Raw genomic sequence first — 20,456 nt, forward strand, 5'->3', positions numbered from 1 at the left:
GACTATGGGAATCACAACTAATTACCCGGACATGATATAACTCACTACAAACTTTAATTTATTTACGCCTAGTTACTTAATCTAATTCACCACAAAAGTCTAAAATATGCTGCGCGGTAATTTGTGGTTGTTCCAGGTGTGGGAGATGACCACAATCTTGAATCCAGGTGAGAGTACTGTGTGGAATTGCCCTTTGAAACTTTGTGGCATCCCCAGTACCTAAAATTTTATCGGCATCGCCCCACAAAATTAGCGTTGGTTGCACAATTTGTGATAATATTTCAAATTTAAAAGCACTATAACCACCACTTTTAGTGAAAGCAATCACAGCTTGATGCCAACTGGGCATTTGTAAGTGTAATGCACCACAACATAGCGCATCGATAGAGGCAAGACTTTGATTTTTATATCCAATGCGCGAAACGCGATCGCGCACCTTCATATTACTCAAAAACTGAGTTGCTAAATAATCCAACGGGGGAAACATTAATTTACTTAACGGTGAACCACCCGCTAACCCCGCACTGTCAATTAACACCAGCTTTTTTACCACTTCCGGGTAAGCCAGCGTAAAATCAATCGCCGTCGCACCCCCCATCGAAGCGCCCACTAAAATTACAGGTTGGTTAATCAGGCTTTTCCAGAAATAATAAAGATGGGTTTTAATCGCAGTTGGGCTATAAGCAATTCCGGAGAGTCTATCTGTAAACCCAAAACCCAACAAATCCACTGCCCAAGCTTCATTATCTCCAGAAAGCAGTGGCAAAAGCCGCCGAAATTCTAATACAGAACTGTCAAAGCCGTGAATTAATAAAATAGGAGTTCCACCACTCCCTTGCTTGACATAGGTTGTGGTAACTGGTTGATTAGTTAAAGGAGTAGCGATCGCAGTTGTTTGAATACTCTGAGCTAGTGCGATCGAAGTAGGTTCTGTCAGTTGCCCAACAGATGTAGGAAGAAAATTCGGAAACATACATCAATATTTGAGTCCATAAACTATAGACTACCCTTAGAACAGAGAGTAATGAGTGGTGAATCGGCAAATCCCCACCCCCTCAGAATTCCTAGCATCAATGAAAGTTTTCCAAAATGTCAAAATTAGGACTAAAGCCACGTACAATTGAAGTCGCCTATCCCTTAATCCAGGAGCTAATGCCATGCCAATGGCGGTTGGCGTAATTGAAACTTTAGGTTTTCCTAGTGTCTTAGCAGCAGCCGATGCAATGGTCAAAGCTGCCGCAGTCACAATTGTGTATTATGGTCAAGCGGAAAGCGCTCGCTTGTTAGTCGCCGTCCGGGGACACGTTGCTGAGGTAAAAAGAGCAGTTGAAGCCGGAATCGCAGCCGGAGAGGAAGTAAAGGTTGGTACAGTAATTACCTACTACATCGTTCCTAATCCGCCGGAAAATGTAGAAACCATATTACCAATCCATTTCACTGAAGAATCAGAACCTTTTCGGATGTTCTAAGCAATTTTGCGATCAAAATCTCTAGCGAAGCTTCGGACAATTAACTTGTAGCCCCCATATCGTTCATTCATACAGGAGATTAATAATGTCATTACAGGCAGTTGGAGCACTTGAAACGAAAGGTTTTCCTGCGGTGCTAGCAGCAGCAGATGCTATGCTAAAAGCTGGTCGAGTCACCCTCGTTGGTTATATCAGAGTAGGTAGCGCCCGTTTTACAGTTAATATTCGTGGCGATGTTTCTGAAGTAAAAGCCGCTATGGCTGCTGGTATTGAAGCCGCAGAGAATGTTTATGGTGGTACCCTAGAATCCTGGGTGATTATTGCTCGTCCCCATGAAAACGTTGAAGCTGTTCTGCCAATTGGTTACACAGAACAAGTCCAACAGTATCGAGAATCTGTAGAAAATCCCATTGTTAGATCAAACGGTCGATAGATTCAACCCCCTGCGGGGGAATTCAAAATTTAAAACAAGAATCCCCATAAACGAATACTCGTTGGAGGAGAGAATAGCAGTTCAGGCGGTGCTCTTGTTAGAACAAAGGTAATGCTGTTTTCTTAACTAGAGTTAAAATCATAAACATCCAACTTAAACCCGAACACGAGCAATTTATCCAAAGCCGAATTGCTAACGGTAGATATGAATCTATCCCACTATTCTAAAATTCCCTACTTCTTTCCGTAAAATGTGCTTGAAAACCTTAATTTTTCGTTTTCAGTTCTCAATAAGCTTAAGCTTTGTAGCACAAATATTATTAGTGGGATAGGTTCATGAAAATGCTGATGATTTTATTGCATTAGCATTAAAACTGGTGGAGGAATGGGAAAAGGGTTATCACGAGTGGGAAGAAGAAACCCGTAAAAAAATGGCTGTTGGGCTTGCTCAAATCGAACGTGGAGAGGTGCTTGATGGGGAAGTGGTAATAGCGCGACTTGAAAAAAAATTGCGTCAAGCGCGTGGTAGTTAAGAGTGATGCAATACGTTATCACTTTAGAAGCTAGCCAAGATTTAGACGAGATTTTGGTTTGTCATAAGCAACAAAGTCAATATCGGGATCGATTCCACTAACATTAACCCCCTTGAGATCGATCCCAGTAAAATCTCTTTCCCCAGCAGCGTAACGTTTTCTCAATTCTTCGCCGTCCATAATTTACTTTTATTATTATTCAACACATATAAAATCTTAACCGCTAATTTCCGTATATACACTTAATAGAATCAAAACATCTGACGAAATTTAACTTAATTACGATTCAGTTAAGGCTTGCTTCTCCCTAACCCTCCTTAAAAAAGAGGGAATTAAGCCCATTTATTTTAGGAGGGGTTGGGGGGATCTTCCGGGGCAAAATATCACTAACACCAAGCGTATTGAGATTTAACTAAGTATTTTACTAGGTAAGGGATTGTAGAGGGTTGAAACTTATACGGGTGAAATAACGTCTGAATATTGAGTTAAATTAGATTCGTCCCTCGGCTCGGTTACAAAATGTCAGATTTCCTCAACTCATTTCCTGCAAAGGTGTATCCTCAACACTCTAGGCAGATTTCTGTTATCAGTTAAATAACATAACTTTACAAAAAGTTTAAATTAACATAATTGACCCAAACACCTCATAGGTATGGGTTTAGGACATTTTGAAATTGAAAGCAAAACATCAATGTGCAAATTTCTGCATAATTTTAGTGAATTAAGACGTAATAGAAAGTGGAATCATTGAGCTATTTTCATGAGACTCATGAAATCCGGGGAAGTTGCCAATTAAACAATTAGGTGGGACGAATGGGGGTTGTGATGCAAACTTCAAAATTGAGTTTCGAGGAACGCAATCTCACTATGACAATGGATGTGGAACAACTGGCTTTAGATTGGCGAAAGCGCTTGGCTGCGGAATGTCCAGACCAAAATGAAGCTGCTAGGCAAAGTATTATTCTCTGGCTATTTGGATCTGACTCAAAACGGTTTGATCTGTTTAACGCTAAGGAATTCGATATTGCCAAGCAAGCGATGGAATATCGCTGGAGAATTTTACATCAACGCTACTTGGGGTTAGGGCGAGAACGTGCTTATCGCAACTTGATAATGCGATTGGGGAGTTTAGTAACATTACGGAATAAGATTCAGACTTGGGTTTCCCTCAGCCGCGATCGCCAGCGCAGCGTAATGGATGTGTTGCAAGAAGTACTCCAAGAATTACTGCAAAGCGATAGCCACATGCAACAGCAAATGGCTGATATTGCCAAATATACAACCGATCGACGATTGGGGGATGCTCTGCTATTTGCCAGTGTAGAAGAATATTGTCTGCGGCCAGTACGCAATCAACCCCTATTAGCTTACCGTTTTGTAAATTACTTGCGTCGCACTCAGCGCGGTGGCTTAACCCAAGTGCCAGGTCGTGACTTGATTAGACTGGTGTCGGAAGAAGTTCTCACAGACGACAGTGACAATCGAGTTAACTTAGTGGATAGTCAGGCGATCGCCGAATATCAAGAAGCACAACAGGTAGAGGAACAACAAGCGCTGCGTCAGTCGGTACAAAAAGAATTTGAAAATTATTTACAAGAAAATCTGGGGGCAGACGCAGTGGAGTGGCTACGACTGTATCTGCAAGGTAAGTCCCAGGAAGATATTGCCCAAAGACTGAATAAGCAGATTAAGGAAGTATACCGTCTGCGAGAAAAAATTAGTTACCACGCTGTACGTGTTTTTGCCCTCAAAGGTAAACCAGAACTCGTAGACAGTTGGCTCTCAATTTCCTTGCAAGAACATAACTTGGGATTAACACAAAACCAATGGGAGCAACTTTCTAAAAAATTGACTCCTCTGGGGTGGCAGATCCTAGATTTGCGGAGAGCAGGTAATTCAATAGAAGCAATAGCCCAACTTTTAAAACTCAAAACCCATCAAGTGCTAGGCGAATGGACAAAAGTCTATCTTGCTGCTCAAGCTTTAAGAACCCAGGAGTAGGCTGTGAGGCATCTAGTTGATCAATTCAGGCGGTGGGAGACAAGGGAGATAAGGAAGAAAATTGCCTCCTCGTCCTCCTTGTCACTGTAAAGACTCAGTATTATCCACAATCTAAAATTCATCTTCTACTACTTACGTAAACTTATGTATAGATAATTGAATTCTTAACAATCGAACAAAGTATATTTCTTAACTACCTACTAATTTAGAGGCAAAATATTATATAACCAAACATCAACTAATCAAATCTATGTTGTCTTCAGAGGGGGAATTAAATGATACCGCAGCAAATGGACAGCAAATGCTAACAGCCGCTCAACATAAGTGGGAAGAAGGAGAGGAATGCGAACAAATATTCCAACTGATTGATAGTCTTTTGTCCTTTGAAGCTTGCCTCTACCACCAGATTTTGCCGTTTGGATTAGAACACAAAAACCTCTTGCTAGGTATGGTTAATCCACAAGACAGCGAGGCACTAGATTATGTTGGTCGCATTTTGTCTTATATCAATTGCACAATGGTGATTGAGGCGATCGCAGCCGACCCTCACCGCAGAATACTGTCAGCCTACCTCAATCATAAGAATACATCCCAGCTAGATGCAAAACTTGTGCATCAGCCAACAGCGGACTTTCCCGCAACAAATAGCCCAGCTAGCATTGCTGACACACCTACTCCCTCCCTAGATGCCGACTCAGAATCAAATCAGCAACCAATATTGATGGTGTTTCAGACACAAAAGCGTCAACATTCTTGGCAGAGGGTAGACTTGCCTCCTATCCCAGAGCTAGATAAATTATCTCAAACTACAACGTTCTTGACCCCGATTTCTAGAGGTCAAGAGGGGGAGACTTCCGAAGCAGCACCACCGGATAATTTACCTATTTTGCTCACGCAAGTTCCCGAACTATTTAGTCCGATTCAGGTGCTGCCAACACTACCACCCAAGAAATTACTAGAAGAATTACTAGGGCGAATTCTGGCTGGGGGAATTGGTCGGCTGTACTTAGAAAGACAAGCTTACGAAGGCAGGATACTGTGGAGTGATAATGGAGTCTTGCAGTCTGTATTAGACAAACTGCCGCTCTCAGTTTTCCAAGGAGTACTGAATGAATTAAAGCGGTTTGCTTCCCTGCCTGTGATCACGGTTGCAGAACCAAAACTGGTAGAGAAGGAATACGTATATCAAAAAAACCGCTTGTTATTACGCTTGCGAGTCATGCCGGGAATCTACGGCGAAGAGGCAACACTCCAAGTGTTGCGGGGAGCAGCATTAAAATTTTATCAACAACAACAGTTGGCGCGTTTGAGCCGCGATGCCTTAGGAATTTCTCAGCAACTAAGCTTCAAGTTACATGAACTACAAGAACGGCTTTTACTGAATCCTAGCTTTGACTCTCAGCAATTAGAGGCTTTGCTTACCCTGAATCAACTAGTGAAAAATTTAGACCAACAGATCAAAATACTAGCACTGGATAGCAATTCACCAACAAGCAGCAAATCATCGGTCTGTCAGTGAAAACGCTGATTTCGATCGCATACATAATTGTTATGTTGTAATGGAACCATAGACCGATCAACCTTAGAGGTTCATCTCAAATAAATACAAATTTTGCGATCGTATTCTGAGTAAGATTACGGTTTAAACAAACTTATAGTAGCAAAGTTAGTTTCCGGTTCTTGAATCCATTTGTTGCAAATATTTCATGCTAACTGAGGTTTTTAGTGAACTTTTCCCCTTAATGAGTACAGCCACTCCACAGACTTTGGAATGGCTGCTCAACGTTGCAATTGAACATGAATACCCATCTGGGCGAGCTGTTGTAATGGAAGATGCCTGGGGTAACGCCGTTTACTTCGTGGTTTCTGGTTGGGTTAAAGTCCGGCGTACCGTCGGGGAAGATTCAGTAGCTCTGGCAATTTTTGGTCGTGGCGATTTTTTTGGAGAAATGGCAATTTTAGATGAATCTCCACGCTCAACCGATGTCATTGCCCTTTCACCCGTGAAGTTACTTAGTATCTCCAGAGAGCGTTTTATTCAAATATTGTTTAAAGACCCGCAGTTACATCACCGGATGTTGCAACTGATGGTGCGGCGATTGCGGCAAATTAACGTGCGCTTACAAATGCGGTCTTCACCACCAGCAGTCAAACTCGCCCATACCCTAGTGACTTTAGGTGAAAGCTATGGTCAGGAATCAGACTTAGGAAGAGAAATTTTTAACATTCCTTTTAAAGATTTAGCAGAGGTGACAGAAATCGGTGTTGAAGAAACCACCAAAATTATGGAAAAGCTACATGAGAAAGGGTGGATCAAAATTTACAGCGCCAACAACATCATTTATCTTGTGAACTTCAAACAGTTGATGAACTTAGCTGGCAAACTCTGATTGCTTTATTCATTCAGCGATACAAATTTTGGTATTAAGTAGGTCAACCGACAATACGCTTCGGTTGACTTGTTTATTAGAGGTGTAAATAGTTCAGGAATTTAGACCCCGTAATGGATGACACCACTCCATCCCAGCACTCTATCACTGGGGTGATAAAAAACGTCACACAGGCACAATTAGTAGCAGCATATCCTACTATCCTATTACAAAAACTTGGTTATTGTATTTGTTATTAGAAAAAAATCTTGCGCTACTCTTTGGCTTATGCATATTTTACCCAAATTGTCAATCTCTAAGTCCTATATACTAGCCCTTTCAAGGTGGGTAAAATTTTTGGATAATAATTCCTCTTTTCTCTGTGTTCTCTGCGCCTCTGTGGTTCAATAAATAACTTTTAAACCGCAGAGGCACGGAGAACGCAGAGAGGAAAGCAGAGATTTTATCAGTGACCTTGAAAGGGCTAGTCCGGCCTCACTAGTGCCGATTTTTGGTGCGTTGGCGTAGCCCGTCGTAGACATCGCAGGCTGCTAAATATGACTGAAATACTCAAATTACGTATAGCATTTATGTACTATAGATAAGTCCTATAACTTTAGTTATGGAAAAGAAATAAAGTGTAATCTTTATTTGAGAGCAAGCGGATTTATCCGTAGGATCTTAACTACGAATTACTGTCTTTTCTACGAGATGCTCCGCGATCGCAGCGGGGCGTAGCCCATTAACAATTACCTCAGCAAACAAGATGACTGAAGCAACAGCAACTCGTCCCAACACCTACGTCGAGGAAACTGGGCCAACGATTCATTACCTGGTGGCAATGTCCCAACCAGAAAGCCATCTGTTTGAGGTGACTTTACGCCTTGTGGATTATCCCTCGCCGATTCTCGATTTAAAATTGCCGGTGTGGACACCCGGCTCTTACTTAGTCCGGGAATACGCCAAGAATTTACAGGATTTTGTGGCTTTTGCAGAGGATAAGCCTTTACCTTGGCGGAAGATCACTAAAAATCACTGGCAGGTAGATAAAACAGGTATTTCAGAATTAACTGTACGTTACCGCGTTTTTGCGAATGAGCTATCGGTACGGACAAATCACTTAGATCCAAGCCACGGTTATTTCAACGGTGCGGCACTATTTTTTAGAATACCGGGCTGGGAGAACCAACCCATTCGCGTTACCATCGTACCACCACACCCGGAATGGCAGGTAACTACTGCCCTACCGCCCGTTGCTGAGGAAACGAATACTTTCTTGGCTGGCGATTTTGATACTCTTGTTGATACTCCGTTTGAGATTGGTAGCCACCAATTATATAAATTTGAGGTTTTAGGAAAACCCCATGAACTGGCAATCTGGGGACAGGGAAATTTCCAAGCCCAACAGATGATTGCTGATATTCAAAAAATTGTCCAGGTAGAAGCGCAGATGTTCGGCGGTTTGCCGTATGAACGATACGTGTTTTTGCTACATTTATTTAGCCAAGCTTTTGGCGGTTTGGAGCATAAAAATTCTTGCTCTTTAATTTATCACCGTTTTGGGTTTCGCGCTCAGGATAAATACGATCGCTTTCTCCAATTGGTAGCACACGAGTTCTTTCACTTGTGGAATGTGAAGCGAATTCGCCCAAAAGCATTAGAAGTTTTTGATTACGACCAAGAAAATTACACACCATCATTGTGGTTTTGTGAGGGCACTACTAGTTACTATGACTTGTTAATTCCTTTGCGGGCGGGAATTTATGATGTTAAGTCATATTTGAATAACTTGGGCAAAGAAATTACCAGATATGAAATGACACCGGGGCGTAAGGTACAACCCGTTTCCGAGTCGAGTTTTGATGCCTGGATAAAACTCTATCGCCCGGATGCCAATAGCGGTAATTCCCAAATTTCCTACTATTTAAAAGGAGAAATGGTATCGTTATTGCTGGATTTACTGATTCGTTCTACTCACCACAATCAGCGATCGCTCGATGACGTAATCCTGAAAATGTGGCAGCAATTTGGGCAAGCGGAAATTGGCTATACCCCAGAACAGTTGCAGGAAGTTATAGAATCTGTTGCCGGAATCGATTTGACTGATTTCTTTAAACGCTACATTGATGGCACTGACGATTTGCCCTTGAATCAGTATTTAGAACTCTTTGGCTTGCAGTTGGTAGCGGATCAGCAGGAAGAACCTTACTTGGGTGTGAGAATAAATACAGAGAATGGACGGGAGATTATTAAGTTTGTGGAGATAGGTTCACCTGCACAAGTAGGGGGAATTGATGCAGGTGATGAGTTGTTAGCAATTGATGGGATTAAGGTAATAGCGAATGGCTTAAGCGATCGCCTGAAAGATTACCAACCAAACGATACAATCGAAGTCACTGTTTTCCACCAAGACGAACTGCGTACCTATTCCATCACCCTCGCGTCACCACGTCCCACTCGATATCAAGTAAAACCTGTTGAGCATCCTGACTCCACACAGCAGCAAAATTTTGCTGGATGGCTTGGGGCTGCGATCGCAACTGTTTGATAAAGGGATTGGGCAATTCAATTTGGGATTTTGGATTGACGATAGCGGAGCGTAAAGCCTTCTCTTCTCCCTTGGCGCTAGCCTCTCCCAATGTGAGAAGGGGAGAGGCACTCGCGATCGCTGAGAGCGAGTCCGCGTACTCCTGCCCAGAAGCAAGCTACGCCTTGGTCTCGTAGAGAGCGTCTTTTGGATTAAATTTCAATTCTTTAATCCAAAATCTAAAATCTAAAATTCTTACTCCCCACTCCCCACTCCCTCCTACTAATGCGTTCTCACCGCCCCAGAGTAAATCAAACCCCGTTGCAGATCCAGCGTTATAATCGCCCCATCCCGAATCGCCTTTGTTGCCTGCTTCACGCCGACAATCACCGGCACACCGAGGCGCAAACCAATCACTGCTGCGTGACTAGTGAGACTTTCCTCTTCCGTAATAATGCCGGCAGCTTTCCGAATTGCCTCAACAAAATCGGCACTAGTGCGGGGTGCAACCAATATGTCTCCGTGATTAAAGTTACTAACATCGATGCCAGTATTAGCCACCCTGGCGCGACCACTCACTGAACCTTGTCCCAGTCCAATTCCGTGACCTAGTATTGCCGTCACCACCTCAACCTTAATCAAATCTGTGGAGCCGGAAATTCCCTGGAGTGTGCCAGCAGTCATCACCACTAAATCTCCCTCAGACAGTAACTTCAGTTCCTGAGCTACATTGATCGCAGCTTGAAATGTTTGACCAGTAGAAGGTAATCCTAGCACCAACAGCGGTTTTACTCCCCACACCATTTGTAGCTGTCGCGCCACATTTACATGGGGTGTCACTGCCAAAATCGGTGTTTGGGGACGGAATTTGGAGACATTGCGAGCTGTTGCCCCGGTTTGCGTTAGGGTCATGATTGCTGCTGCGCCTAGTTGTTCGGCAATTTGACCGACAGCTTGACTAATCGCATTGGGAATGGAGCGTCGGGCATCTCTCGAAGAACGTAAGTTTAAGTGTTGGGCTTCTTCCTGCTCCATACGTTCGGCAATTCGTGCCATCGTCGCCACCGCTTCTACAGGGAAGCTACCCACTGCGGTTTCATTGGAGAGCATCACCGCATCCGTACCATCTAAAATCGCATTTGCCACATCGGACACTTCCGCGCGAGTGGGACGGGGATTGCTCACCATGCTGTCTAACATCTGGGTGGCGGTGATGATCGGAATTCCCAAGCGGTTTGCTGTGGCAATTAGCCGCTTTTGGAGTACGGGAACATCTTCTGCTGGCAGTTCCACCCCTAAGTCGCCTCTGGCAACCATCACGCCATCACACAAAGCCAGAATCGCCTCCATTTGTTCTATGGCTTCGTGCTTTTCAATTTTGGCAATCACTGGCACTTGCTTGCCTGTACTGGAAATTAGCTCTTTAATTTCGATCATGTCCTGGGGATTGCGGACAAAGGAAAGCGCCACCCAATCTACACCTTGATCTAGACCAAACATCAGATCCTCGCGGTCTTTGTCGGTCATTGCCTTAACTGACAGGTAAACGCCGGGAAAGTTTACGCCTTTGTTGTTAGAAAGTTTACCAGGCACGGTGATGCGACAATGCAAATCACCTTTGTCGCGGTTAATCTCCTCCACGACCATTTCGACTCGTCCATCATCGAGGAGGATTTTTGCGCCAACTGGGACTTCTTCGGCTAAATAATCGTAGGTAACACAACTAATTTCTTGCGTACCTACAACCGGACGATTTGTCAAGGTGAAGCGATCGCCTTTTGCCAAAACTATAGACCCGTTGTCAAACTTCCCCAAGCGAATTTTTGGGCCCTGCAAGTCTTGGAGAATAGCCACTGGCTGATTTAGTTCAAAGGCGGTTTGCCGAATTAAGCGAATACTACGCTGATGGTCGGCATGAGTTCCGTGGGAGAAATTTAGCCGCAGCGTCGTGGCTCCCGCTTCAATAATCGCCTTGAGCATTTCAGGGCTGCTAGTGGCGGGGCCAATAGTAGCGACAATTTTTGTCCGGCGCAGAGAATCTCTTAATTGCATAGGGGCTGAAGTTAGGGAGCTATCTGGGAAGTCATCGTAACTTAAGTGGCATCTCCTTTTCAGTCACTGCTATATCAATAAATATAAGCAGTTAGAGAGGGTTTATGGGAGAGTGGGGGCTGTGGGATAGAGTAGATATAGTACATCAATCTTGTATCCATCCTCCCCACGAAGGAGTTTATCCCATGAACTTCTTGCCGATTGTCATACCCCACTTATCAGTAAAGACTTGGCCTCGTCTGGAATCATAGCGTTATTCATCTAGTGATATGCAAAGCTGTAGATAAATCTTGCTATACAAAACTTTGCAAAACTTTATTCTTCCCTAATATTTATCGTATATTTGTAATGTTTGGTAAAGAAGGAGTCAATCTCAGAAATGATCACATCGGAGGCACAGAAGCCACTGACAATCCCACCCAAGGAATTTTTAGCGCCTCCTGGTGATTTCAATCCCACGCTACTACTGTTTTTCGTAGCTGTGGCAATGCTGGTATTATCTAGCTTTGGTTACTGGCTTTGGGAATGGCCGCACTGGCTATGCTTTAGCGTTAATACTATTGCATTGCATTGTGCTGGGACGGTAATTCACGATGCCTGTCACCAATCTGCCCATCGCAATCGGGTGATTAATGCGATGTTAGGGCATGGCAGTGCCTTAATGCTAGCTTTTGCTTTTCCAGTTTTTACGCGGGTGCATTTACAGCATCATGCCCATGTCAACCATCCCGAAAACGATCCAGATCATTATGTTTCTACGGGTGGCCCGCTATGGTTGATTGCGGTACGGTTTTTGTACCACGAGGTATTTTTCTTTCAACGGCAACTGTGGCGTAAATATGAGCTATTAGAATGGTTCATCAGCCGCTTAATTGTCGGTGTAATTGTTTATATATCAGTGCAGTACCACTTTTTGGGTTACATTCTCAATTTTTGGTTTATACCGGCTTTTGTGGTGGGGATAGCACTGGGATTATTTTTTGATTATTTGCCCCATCGTCCTTTTGCGGAGCGCGATCGCTGGAAAAATGCTCGCGTCTATCCTAACCCAGTTCTTAATATTCTGATTATGGGACAGAATTACCACTTAATTCATCATTTGTGGCCTTCTATTCCTTGGTATAATTACCAGCCTGCATATTATCTGATGAAGCCTCTGTTAGATGAAAAAGGATGTTATCAAACTTCAGGATTGTTACAGAAAAAAGACTTTTTTGAGTTTGTTTATGACATCTTTTTAGGAATTCGGTTTCATCATCACAAAGAATAGAGTTGTTGCATACAGCCATGCCGTTCGCGGAGCGTCTCGTAGAGAAGGTGGGCTGCGCCAACGCGTCAAAAATCTCCGATTTCAACAACCACACCCGGAGCGATCGTTGCTAGGACACTGCGAACACTGGGGATCAATGGAAGTAAATCAGGCAAGCGATTACTAGACGCCACCAGAACAACGACCGCAACTCCAGTCTGTTGCAAGTTTTGCTGATATCGTAAGTTTTGGTCTGTTGTGAGGAGAATCGTGAAACTCTCCCTTATCATCAGTTGCAACAGTTCGCCATTCTTTTTGCCTGACCATCCCATTTCCACAACTGTGCGTACCTCATAATCAGTGAGTTCACGCCTCAAGGGTTGTGGAACACACTCATCAAGCAGAATTCGCATAGGCGGTCAGCATTTCCTTTGCTAATTCGAGAGCGGCGATCGCTTGCTTACTGCTGACACTGGGAAAGTGATCTAAAAACTCATCCAGTGAGTCACCCGCTTCTAGATAATCGAGCAAGGTTTTTATCGGCACACGAGTACCAACAAAAACAGGGGTTCCCCCCAATATATCGGGGTCGCTATGAATAACACGCAATGTGGATGTCATATAATTAGCATGTGTGCGACAGACTACCTTCCGATCCTAGCTCTGGTTGTCTCGGAAATCTCAGCATATATTCTATTGTCCCTTTGCAGAGTGCGATCGCTGCCTGACAAAACTACATTATGATCAAGGCTAGCCTTCATAGTCAACTGAGCGCGATCGCTAGACAGTTCCAGATTTTTGAATGTGTTCCCTGTGCGATCGCCTTGCGCCAATTCCTCATTGATCAAAACATTTCTGGTAAACAGGTTAGCCTGGTTATAGGTAGCACAGAAGATCCTTTCTGCAACATTTACCATGAACGCCTCCGACAAAACATTTCCATTAATGGGCGACATGAAGCGATCGCTGTTGAAATTGATGGACAAGAACTCATCTTTGACAACATAGATCCTGAAGGAATTTCCAGAGTAGACTGGATTAATAACCTATACTGCCCTGCCCAAGATTTAGGCGGCAATTTCCAAATCACCGAAACCAAATTTTAAGTTGGAGGGACAGATGGTTGATTTGTATGACCTAATCCACAATATACAGAAACGTCCTGCCATGTATTTGGGACGAGCTTCTATATCCAACCTTCGCACTTTTCTGGCAGGTTACTGCTTTGCCCGTCGTCAGATAGGGATACCTCAAACATTACAAGAACAGCAATTTTCCGAATTTCAAACTTGGATTCAGCAGAGATTCACTTTAGCTTCTAATCAGACCTGGGATCAGATTATTCTATTTTTCTCCCAAGATGAACACACTGCACTAGAGCAGTTTTTTAAACTGTTTGACGAATTCACTCAAACAGAACATCGTAGTGAATTTCAACCGAATGCAACGAATAACTTGATAGTGGTTTCAGGAACCCAAGATTAAAAGAAGCTTGAAATGGATGCTTTAGTGCAAGAACTCTACACAAATCTTTGATTTCAACAACCACACCTGGAGCGATCGCTGCTAGAAGACTGCGAACACTGGGTATCAATGGAAGTAAATCAGCCAAACGTACAATAGCGATCGCGCCCTTTTTCTTTGGCATTGTACATTGCTTTATCGGCTGAAGCGATGAGTGTATCTGGCTTGATGTCGCCAGTGGGTATGACAGAACTAATACCCAAACTAAGTGTGACTATATCCTTGACATCAGACTTTGCATGGGGAATGGCCTGATCGTGAATTGCTTGCTGAATACATTGTGCTATCTTGATTGCTCCTACTAAGTCGGTATTGGGGAGGAGTACCGAAAATTCTTCTCCTCCGTAACGCGCTACTAGATCAGCAGGACGATGAACCATCTGTTGCGCTATTTGGGCTATCCTAACTAGGCAATCATCCCCTCCAATATGACCATAGTAATCGTTGTAAAGTTTGAATTTATCAACATCGAAAAAAATCAGTGACAGGGGTTGTTGTTCTCGTGCAAGGCGTTTCCATTCTGCTTGCAGTCGTCCATCGAAGCAGCGACGGTTAGCCACCTGAGTCAAGCCATCTAAATTTACCAATTTTTCTAGTTTCTGATTTGCATCTTCTGCTTTTTCTTTGGCAATTATTAACTCTGCTGTTCTCTCTTGCACCCGTTGTTCCAAAGTTTCTAAAGATGTTTGTAATTGAAGTGCCATATTGTTAAACGATTTTGCCAGTTGACCTATTTCGTCTTTTGAGTTAATTTTGACGCGGATATCTAAGTCACCTGCGGTAAACTGTAAAACTATATTAGTAAGGTAAATCATTTGCTGTGTTACCAGTTGCCCAATAGCAAAAGGGATGATTGTCACTACCGAGGCAATCAATGCAAATAGAAACATTGCGTCACGAATTTGCTTTTCCACAGGTGCTAGAGCGACAGCAAGTGGCTGTGCAAACAACACAGACCAAGCTTTATATTTTAAATGAGCGATCGCAATCAAATTAACCTGATTACCTGTTGCTGATAAAGATGCAATTAAATATGACTGGTTCTTATCCAATGCTTGCTGAAGTTTTAACTCATTAGTTGCCAATTCTTTAACAGGAGAATTAGGTAAACGTCCTTCTTGTTGCAGTTGAGTTACAACATCGGCAGGCAGAGGCACAATTGATTTAAAAAGCAGTTTTGGTGCAATGCTATGTGCCAGATAAATATTATTTTCATCTAAAAGAATAGCAAAAGATTTTGCCCCAGCCCGTTCAGTTTGTCGAGTTACTAACTGCTGGGCAACAGTCGCATTGTATGAAATACGTAATACACCCAATATATCTCCCTTGGCATTGCGAACCGGACTGCTAAAAAAGAGGGTAACAAGGTCAGGAATTCTCAGCGATCGCTTCATGCTAGAAACAAAGGATAACCCAGTTTGCAGAGTTTTTTTAAAATAATCTTGAACTGATTCATCTTTGCCAATGTTCGGTGTATATGTATCCAATACATTTTTCCCGTTTAAGTCGAGCAAAGCATAGGAGAGAATATTGAGCATATCTTTGCGACTGAGACGGATTAATGTTTCTGTCGCCAATTGCATTTCGGGGCTGTCATCTCGTTGTTTTGGAGTTAGGCTGAGGTAGCGTGCCAAACCTGGCAAAATCGCCTCTACGCGCACAGCATTGAGATTTCCATCAATAAAGTCATCTATTCTATTAGCGGTTTCGTTAGCCGCCGTAGATAGGGCTTGTTTTGCGTTTTCCGTTAGTGCTTTTTCAGTTGTCTGTTTATTGATAAATGCCAATAACAGCAATGGAATCAAAGCAACAATGAGAAACGAAGTGATCAACTTTGTCCGGATGCCACCCAAACGATTGTGCTGCATGGCTTAAAACTAGGATGGAGGGTTCAAGAAGGAAGAATTGAACAAACTTTTTAGCTCAGGAATGCGCGTCACGTTTCCAGAGCGAATAAAAAAGTCTGCATATATCTTGGCAGTTTTGTAAATGGAGTTAGGGTTACTAGATTGAAAGAATTTTTGATTTTCACCTAAATCAGTTAGGTTCACTCCCTCCAGAGAGATTGTATTGCTAGGAATTTTTAATACTTTGCTGATGATAGCGTTTCCTTCCTGAACATTTGCTTTCCAGTAGGTTATGGCTTGCAGCCATCCTCCCACAAATGCACGAACGTCTTCGGGGCGATCGCGGATTGTCTCACCGCGAAAGACAATCATATCTAAAATCAAGCCAGGGGTTTGTTTGCTGCTAAATAGGATATGTCCCCCTAATTTAATAGCTTTAGAAAGATAGGGTTCCCAAGTGTGTCCGGCTTGAATAGCATTATTTTTCAGGCGTTGAGGAATTTCTAAAGCCTCTAATTTAACCAAGTTCACATCATCGCTGGTTAAGTTGGCAGTTTTCAACATTTCAGTCACAAAAACTTCGCTAAAACCGCCTAGATTTGCACCCAGCTTTTTCCCTTTCAAGTCAGCGACGGTTTTAATTTGTGATTGGGCGACTACTACATCTGCTCCTGTTGATTCATCTATAAGCATTACGCCTTGTATATCTGGATTTGTGGCACTCAAGATGATAAAACTTCCTAATGCCAATGAAATACCATCATACTTACCCGCACTGAAATTTGCTCTTTCCAATTGGGTGTATCGTTTATAAATTAGTTATACATCTACCCCTTGGGCTTTGAAGAATCCTTTTTCTTGAGCAATGATGCCTGGATACTCCCCAACAAAAGATGCAAATTCCACTTTCAAGGGAGGGCGTTTTATTTCGGTTGGTGTCCAGGCATGACAAGCAAATAGTAAGCAGGTTGTAAGGAGGAAAATACTAATGTATCTGAGTAGTTTAAACAAAGTTAGCTTGCTGACAGATACCTTAATATAGAAGCAAATACAACATCTTGTTATAGACGCTTGAAATGGATGCTTTAGTGCAAGAACTCAATACAAAACTACGCCAATGGCAACCTGACATTGCTCAACAAGTGCGGCAATGCCTTGCAGAGATTATTGAACTCGCAGACCAGGATGCTCTAGATATTCTTCGTTCAAGAGTGGTTGAACAAGAAGTATTGGATTTGATTGATGAACCCGAAACCTGGTGAAGTGTGGCTAACCGATTTTCCAGACAAACTTCAAGCGCCTAATCTGTTTCTCTAGCATTGCTGTAAGACTTGGATAGTTAGGAGAACTTGTATCAAAGTCAGGTTCATCAGCGATATAGAGAGTTGCTAGTTCTTGCTGTGTTTCTGGTAGAACAGTCCAATAATATGTGCCCTCAAATGCAAATAAAGGCAGGACATGAACTGTTGCAAAATCTTGTTCCCATTCTTCTCCTAACCCCAGAGCGCTTGCCAGTGAGTAGAATTCTTGCTCGTCATAACCTGACTCTGCTGACGGCAACAGAGAACCATAACCTGTGCCATTTCGCCATTGATAAAGTTCAATGATTTCTGTCGGCAGTGTGAAAGATTTGCCCTCAAAATAGCTTTGAATTTGTTCGAGAGTTAATCCAGGATCTAAATTAACTTTGTGCCATTCTTCTGAGTTGTACTGCTGCACCCATTCAACGATTTGATTTAGAAGCTCAGTCACTCTAGGCATGATTGACAAGCTTCAAATTTGAGACTTGTTCAGTCTTATGTGTTCTTTATAAACAGCTTGAGTTGCAAAAATGATTGGTCACAACTAGTTAACTCAATACTGGCACAACACGATAACTTGAGGGTTAACTAGTTATTAGACTTAGATGTAAATAATTTACACTTTTGACTTAACTGCTGGCTGTGATGCTTGTAATGATTGGGGCAAACTCCAGTCGGGACGCAAGCTAGCGGCGTTGCGTAAATAGATATGATGAATTGAGGCGGAAGCTGGTAGATAGGCGTGGATTAAGAACCGAATGCAACGCTGTAAGCTGCCTTCGACATGCATTTGCTGCACATCCAACATGGCCACATTATCCCAACCAGGACGCGCTCTAGCGATCGCAGCTGGAAAAATAGCATCTAAATCACGTGTGACTGAGAAAGTCACACTAATCATGTCCCTCGGCTGGAATTGATTCCGGTTTTCCAGTTCATCTAGTAGTTCTGTCACCACCTCTCGCATTGCCTCAACGGTATTTTCTGAAACGGTTGTTGCTCCGCGAATCGCCCGCATTTGCCACTCCACGCCAAAATCCTCCTTAAAACAAAAAAGTGAGGAATTAGGACTTAAGAACGAGAAGTTAAGATTTTTAACTCATAACTCCTCACTCATAACTCCTAACTCATATTAGGGTCGATATAACCACAACGGTAAACCACTGGTAGACATTTCAAATTCGAGCCAATCAATACCAGCCCCAATTCCTGATGAAAACTGACGACTCCCTGGTAGAAAGCGACTCAATAAGGGTTTACGTTCTTCTAGGGTATAGCAGAGAGTTTTTTCTGGATCAAGACCGACCAGTTCTGCTGTCCAACGGCGGGCATCTTCTTCTGTACCCAGGCGGTCTACAACACCCAAGGCTAGGGCTTGTTGTCCAGTAAAAATCCGACCATCGGCGAAAGTTTTCACCGTTTCTACTGCTAAAGAACGGCCATCAGCTACTGTTTGGACAAACTGCTGATAACTTGTGTCAATCAACTCTTGCAAAATGTTTGCTTCTGGTTGAGTCAGTTCCCGGTCGAAAGCCAAAATGTCTTTGTAAGGGCCAGACTTAATTACCATGAAGGAAACACCGATTTTTTCTAGCAAGCGTTCCAAGTTATTCCCACGCAGAATTACACCAATACTACCCGTAATTGTACCTGGGTTGGCTACGATGTGTTCGGCTCCCATGCCGATGTAGACTCCTCCAGAAGCCGAAATATTGCCAAAGCTAGCGACGATTTTGATTTTTTCGCGCAAACGTTTCAGGGCGCTGTAGATTTCTTGGGAATCTCCAACTGTACCGCCAGGACTATCGATACGTAGCAATAATGCCGGAAACTTTTTTTCTTCTACAGTTTTCAGGGCTTCTAGGACGCGTTTGCGAGTAGCACCGGCGATCGCACCAGTAATTTCAATCCGCGCAATTTGTTTTCTAAACTTGGGCTTAAACGGCCAAATCATGAGCTGTCAACATACCTCGTAATAAACTCAATATAAGATGCCCAGAGGTCAGACGACCTGCTTTGCTCTGTTAAGAAACATGAGCAGGCATTGTGTTCATCAGGATTTTAAGGAAATTTTTATATTTTGCAGAGAGTTTTATTTGATATTCTCGATGAATGCTAATCAAATCCTTAAAGATTGCAGCTAACACAAAATGCCAAACTCTAGTCTAGCGTCCAAGTGATGAGTTAGCACAGACTTTTTTAGCTGTTTTGCGGAATTCAAAACTCCAAAACCCTTGCTATTCTAACTTTTTGAGGATTGTTTTACAACGGTCGCGCACCTGCACTAGTTGTCAGTAATTAATAACTAATGAATAATAAATATTTAAGCAATAACTTGGGCACTCAATTTAATTAATAAAAATTATTTCAGCAACACTAATCTCTATTTAGGTTAAGACCAGTAGTACTTTCACTTTTGAAAATATCACTTTTTCGTCTCTTGTACAGCCCATAAGCACCTGACGAAGCTATTTGCACTATTTATGAATCTATTCGTAAAATCTGATACCGATAATAAGCGTACATATCAAACAGTGCCCCGACAAAAGTACAGGTCAAGCTAATTACAAATAATCCGCGTAGGGGAGTTCCACTGCCAAAGGTGGCGAGAAAATGCATAATCTGAGTAGCGATCGCTTCGGTTAACTCTTGTAAGCCAGGGAAGTGACCAATGAGGGATAGAAGCAGCAATCCGCCGCCAACGAGGAAGATGGGAGCGACAAAACTAAAAATGATCGTCAGTACTAAAGAGCGGAGAAAGTTAGTGAAAATAGTCATTTATGACAAACTCCGTGAGTAGAGATGACAAGAGCTAGATAACGGTTAGTCATTTTCTACAATACGTGCGATCGCTTCCGAGCAAACAATCTGTCAAAAATCTTAAGTTTTCATTAAAAAAAACCGCTACCAGTTACAGCACATGCTGGGAATATAAAAAATGACTTAAATCTACAAAACCCTTGCAAAATCAAGGTTATAACCAAGGCTAGCGCCTATTTATTGCTTTGCAGCACTTTTAATAACAGCTTCATTTTCTGAGAGCATCTTTAATCTAAGTTAATGTTTAGCCTTCTTAAGGGAGTAGGAGGATGAGGGAGATAAGGGAGATAAGGGAGATGAGGGGAATAACCAATGCCCAATGCCCAATGCCC

22 protein-coding genes are annotated in these 20,456 nt (G+C 42.8%); 11 read left to right on the forward strand and 11 right to left on the reverse strand.

What is annotated here, in order from left to right:
- Positions 1–76 precede the first annotated feature (76 nt).
- A complete protein-coding gene (locus HWQ41_RS11240) occupies positions 77–973 on the reverse strand; it encodes an alpha/beta hydrolase (protein ID WP_292762600.1) in 897 nt (298 codons plus the stop codon).
- A gap of 184 nt (positions 974–1,157) precedes the next feature.
- Here HWQ41_RS11240 and HWQ41_RS11245 point away from each other — a divergent pair, with 184 nt between their 5' ends.
- The 3 genes from HWQ41_RS11245 to HWQ41_RS11255 all read left to right on the forward strand — a co-directional run bounded on the left by HWQ41_RS11245 (position 1,158) and on the right by HWQ41_RS11255 (position 2,434).
- Positions 1,158–1,469, forward strand: coding sequence for a BMC domain-containing protein (locus HWQ41_RS11245; protein ID WP_292762601.1), 312 nt, complete (start codon positions 1,158–1,160; stop codon positions 1,467–1,469).
- A gap of 85 nt (positions 1,470–1,554) precedes the next feature.
- A complete protein-coding gene (locus tag HWQ41_RS11250; protein ID WP_292762603.1) occupies positions 1,555–1,902 on the forward strand; it encodes a carbon dioxide-concentrating mechanism protein CcmK in 348 nt (115 codons plus the stop codon).
- Positions 1,903–2,278: 376 nt separating this feature from the next.
- Entirely contained in the window at positions 2,279–2,434 is a 156-nt protein-coding gene (locus tag HWQ41_RS11255; protein ID WP_292762605.1) for a hypothetical protein, read from the forward strand.
- Between the two features lie 30 nt (positions 2,435–2,464).
- Here HWQ41_RS11255 and HWQ41_RS11260 read toward each other — a convergent pair whose 3' ends face one another.
- Positions 2,465–2,614 (reverse strand): hypothetical protein, encoded by a 150-nt coding sequence (locus HWQ41_RS11260; RefSeq protein WP_292762607.1) that lies wholly within the window; start codon positions 2,612–2,614, stop codon positions 2,465–2,467.
- Positions 2,615–3,247: 633 nt separating this feature from the next.
- Between HWQ41_RS11260 and HWQ41_RS11265 the strand changes: the two genes are divergently transcribed.
- From HWQ41_RS11265 to HWQ41_RS11280, 4 genes are all read left to right on the forward strand, one after another.
- Positions 3,248–4,435 (forward strand): HetZ-related protein 2, encoded by a 1,188-nt coding sequence (locus HWQ41_RS11265; protein ID WP_292762609.1) that lies wholly within the window; start codon positions 3,248–3,250, stop codon positions 4,433–4,435.
- Between the two features lie 250 nt (positions 4,436–4,685).
- Positions 4,686–5,954, forward strand: a complete 1,269-nt coding sequence (locus HWQ41_RS11270; RefSeq protein ID WP_292762612.1) for a pilus assembly protein PilB — start codon at positions 4,686–4,688, stop codon at positions 5,952–5,954.
- 187 nt (positions 5,955–6,141) lie between these two features.
- A complete protein-coding gene (locus HWQ41_RS11275; protein ID WP_292762615.1) occupies positions 6,142–6,825 on the forward strand; it encodes a Crp/Fnr family transcriptional regulator in 684 nt (227 codons plus the stop codon).
- Positions 6,826–7,570: 745 nt separating this feature from the next.
- Positions 7,571–9,352 (forward strand): M61 family metallopeptidase, encoded by a 1,782-nt coding sequence (locus HWQ41_RS11280; RefSeq protein ID WP_292762618.1) that lies wholly within the window; start codon positions 7,571–7,573, stop codon positions 9,350–9,352.
- A 261-nt stretch (positions 9,353–9,613) separates the two neighbouring features.
- Here HWQ41_RS11280 and pyk read toward each other — a convergent pair whose 3' ends face one another.
- The gene (gene pyk, locus HWQ41_RS11285; RefSeq protein ID WP_292762620.1) at positions 9,614–11,383 is read right to left on the reverse strand and encodes a pyruvate kinase; all 1,770 of its coding nucleotides are present in this window, start codon (positions 11,381–11,383) and stop codon (positions 9,614–9,616) included.
- 379 nt (positions 11,384–11,762) lie between these two features.
- Here pyk and crtR point away from each other — a divergent pair, with 379 nt between their 5' ends.
- Complete coding sequence (gene crtR, locus HWQ41_RS11290; RefSeq protein WP_292762622.1) at positions 11,763–12,653, forward strand: beta-carotene hydroxylase; 891 nt, start codon at positions 11,763–11,765, stop codon at positions 12,651–12,653.
- Between the two features lie 65 nt (positions 12,654–12,718).
- Here crtR and HWQ41_RS11295 read toward each other — a convergent pair whose 3' ends face one another.
- Both HWQ41_RS11295 and HWQ41_RS11300 read right to left on the reverse strand, forming a co-directional pair.
- Entirely contained in the window at positions 12,719–13,045 is a 327-nt protein-coding gene (locus HWQ41_RS11295; RefSeq protein WP_292762625.1) for a DUF5615 family PIN-like protein, read from the reverse strand.
- The gene (locus HWQ41_RS11300) at positions 13,029–13,253 is read right to left on the reverse strand and encodes a DUF433 domain-containing protein (RefSeq protein ID WP_292762628.1); all 225 of its coding nucleotides are present in this window, start codon (positions 13,251–13,253) and stop codon (positions 13,029–13,031) included. The genes HWQ41_RS11295 and HWQ41_RS11300 overlap by 17 nt, the downstream gene beginning before the upstream one ends.
- Before the next feature lie 119 nt (positions 13,254–13,372).
- On the opposite strand from HWQ41_RS11300, the gene HWQ41_RS11305 reads away from it, so the two are divergent.
- Both HWQ41_RS11305 and HWQ41_RS11310 read left to right on the forward strand, forming a co-directional pair.
- The gene (locus HWQ41_RS11305; protein WP_292762631.1) at positions 13,373–13,738 is read left to right on the forward strand and encodes a papain fold toxin domain-containing protein; all 366 of its coding nucleotides are present in this window, start codon (positions 13,373–13,375) and stop codon (positions 13,736–13,738) included.
- Between the two features lie 13 nt (positions 13,739–13,751).
- The gene (locus HWQ41_RS11310) at positions 13,752–14,117 is read left to right on the forward strand and encodes a hypothetical protein (RefSeq protein ID WP_292762634.1); all 366 of its coding nucleotides are present in this window, start codon (positions 13,752–13,754) and stop codon (positions 14,115–14,117) included.
- Between the two features lie 119 nt (positions 14,118–14,236).
- On the opposite strand, the gene HWQ41_RS11315 is transcribed toward HWQ41_RS11310, so the two are convergent.
- Both HWQ41_RS11315 and HWQ41_RS11320 read right to left on the reverse strand, forming a co-directional pair.
- On the reverse strand, positions 14,237–16,024 hold the full coding sequence (locus HWQ41_RS11315; protein ID WP_292762637.1) for a diguanylate cyclase: 1,788 nt from the start codon (positions 16,022–16,024) through the stop codon (positions 14,237–14,239).
- A gap of 9 nt (positions 16,025–16,033) precedes the next feature.
- Entirely contained in the window at positions 16,034–16,798 is a 765-nt protein-coding gene (locus tag HWQ41_RS11320; protein WP_292762639.1) for an ABC transporter substrate-binding protein, read from the reverse strand.
- A gap of 281 nt (positions 16,799–17,079) precedes the next feature.
- On the opposite strand from HWQ41_RS11320, the gene HWQ41_RS11325 reads away from it, so the two are divergent.
- The gene (locus HWQ41_RS11325) at positions 17,080–17,265 is read left to right on the forward strand and encodes a hypothetical protein (protein WP_292762642.1); all 186 of its coding nucleotides are present in this window, start codon (positions 17,080–17,082) and stop codon (positions 17,263–17,265) included.
- 7 nt (positions 17,266–17,272) lie between these two features.
- On the opposite strand, the gene HWQ41_RS11330 is transcribed toward HWQ41_RS11325, so the two are convergent.
- From HWQ41_RS11330 to HWQ41_RS11345, 4 genes are all read right to left on the reverse strand, one after another.
- The gene (locus tag HWQ41_RS11330; protein ID WP_292762645.1) at positions 17,273–17,764 is read right to left on the reverse strand and encodes a hypothetical protein; all 492 of its coding nucleotides are present in this window, start codon (positions 17,762–17,764) and stop codon (positions 17,273–17,275) included.
- A 156-nt stretch (positions 17,765–17,920) separates the two neighbouring features.
- Positions 17,921–18,334, reverse strand: coding sequence for a chorismate mutase (aroH, locus tag HWQ41_RS11335; protein ID WP_292762648.1), 414 nt, complete (start codon positions 18,332–18,334; stop codon positions 17,921–17,923).
- A 102-nt stretch (positions 18,335–18,436) separates the two neighbouring features.
- Positions 18,437–19,258, reverse strand: coding sequence for a signal peptide peptidase SppA (sppA, locus tag HWQ41_RS11340; protein WP_292762650.1), 822 nt, complete (start codon positions 19,256–19,258; stop codon positions 18,437–18,439).
- A gap of 527 nt (positions 19,259–19,785) precedes the next feature.
- Complete coding sequence (locus HWQ41_RS11345) at positions 19,786–20,082, reverse strand: hypothetical protein (RefSeq protein ID WP_292762653.1); 297 nt, start codon at positions 20,080–20,082, stop codon at positions 19,786–19,788.
- Positions 20,083–20,456: the final 374 nt, after the last annotated feature.

The organism is Nostoc sp. NOS(2021) (assembly GCF_017115025.1).
GTDB lineage: Bacteria > Cyanobacteriota > Cyanobacteriia > Cyanobacteriales > Nostocaceae > Nostoc.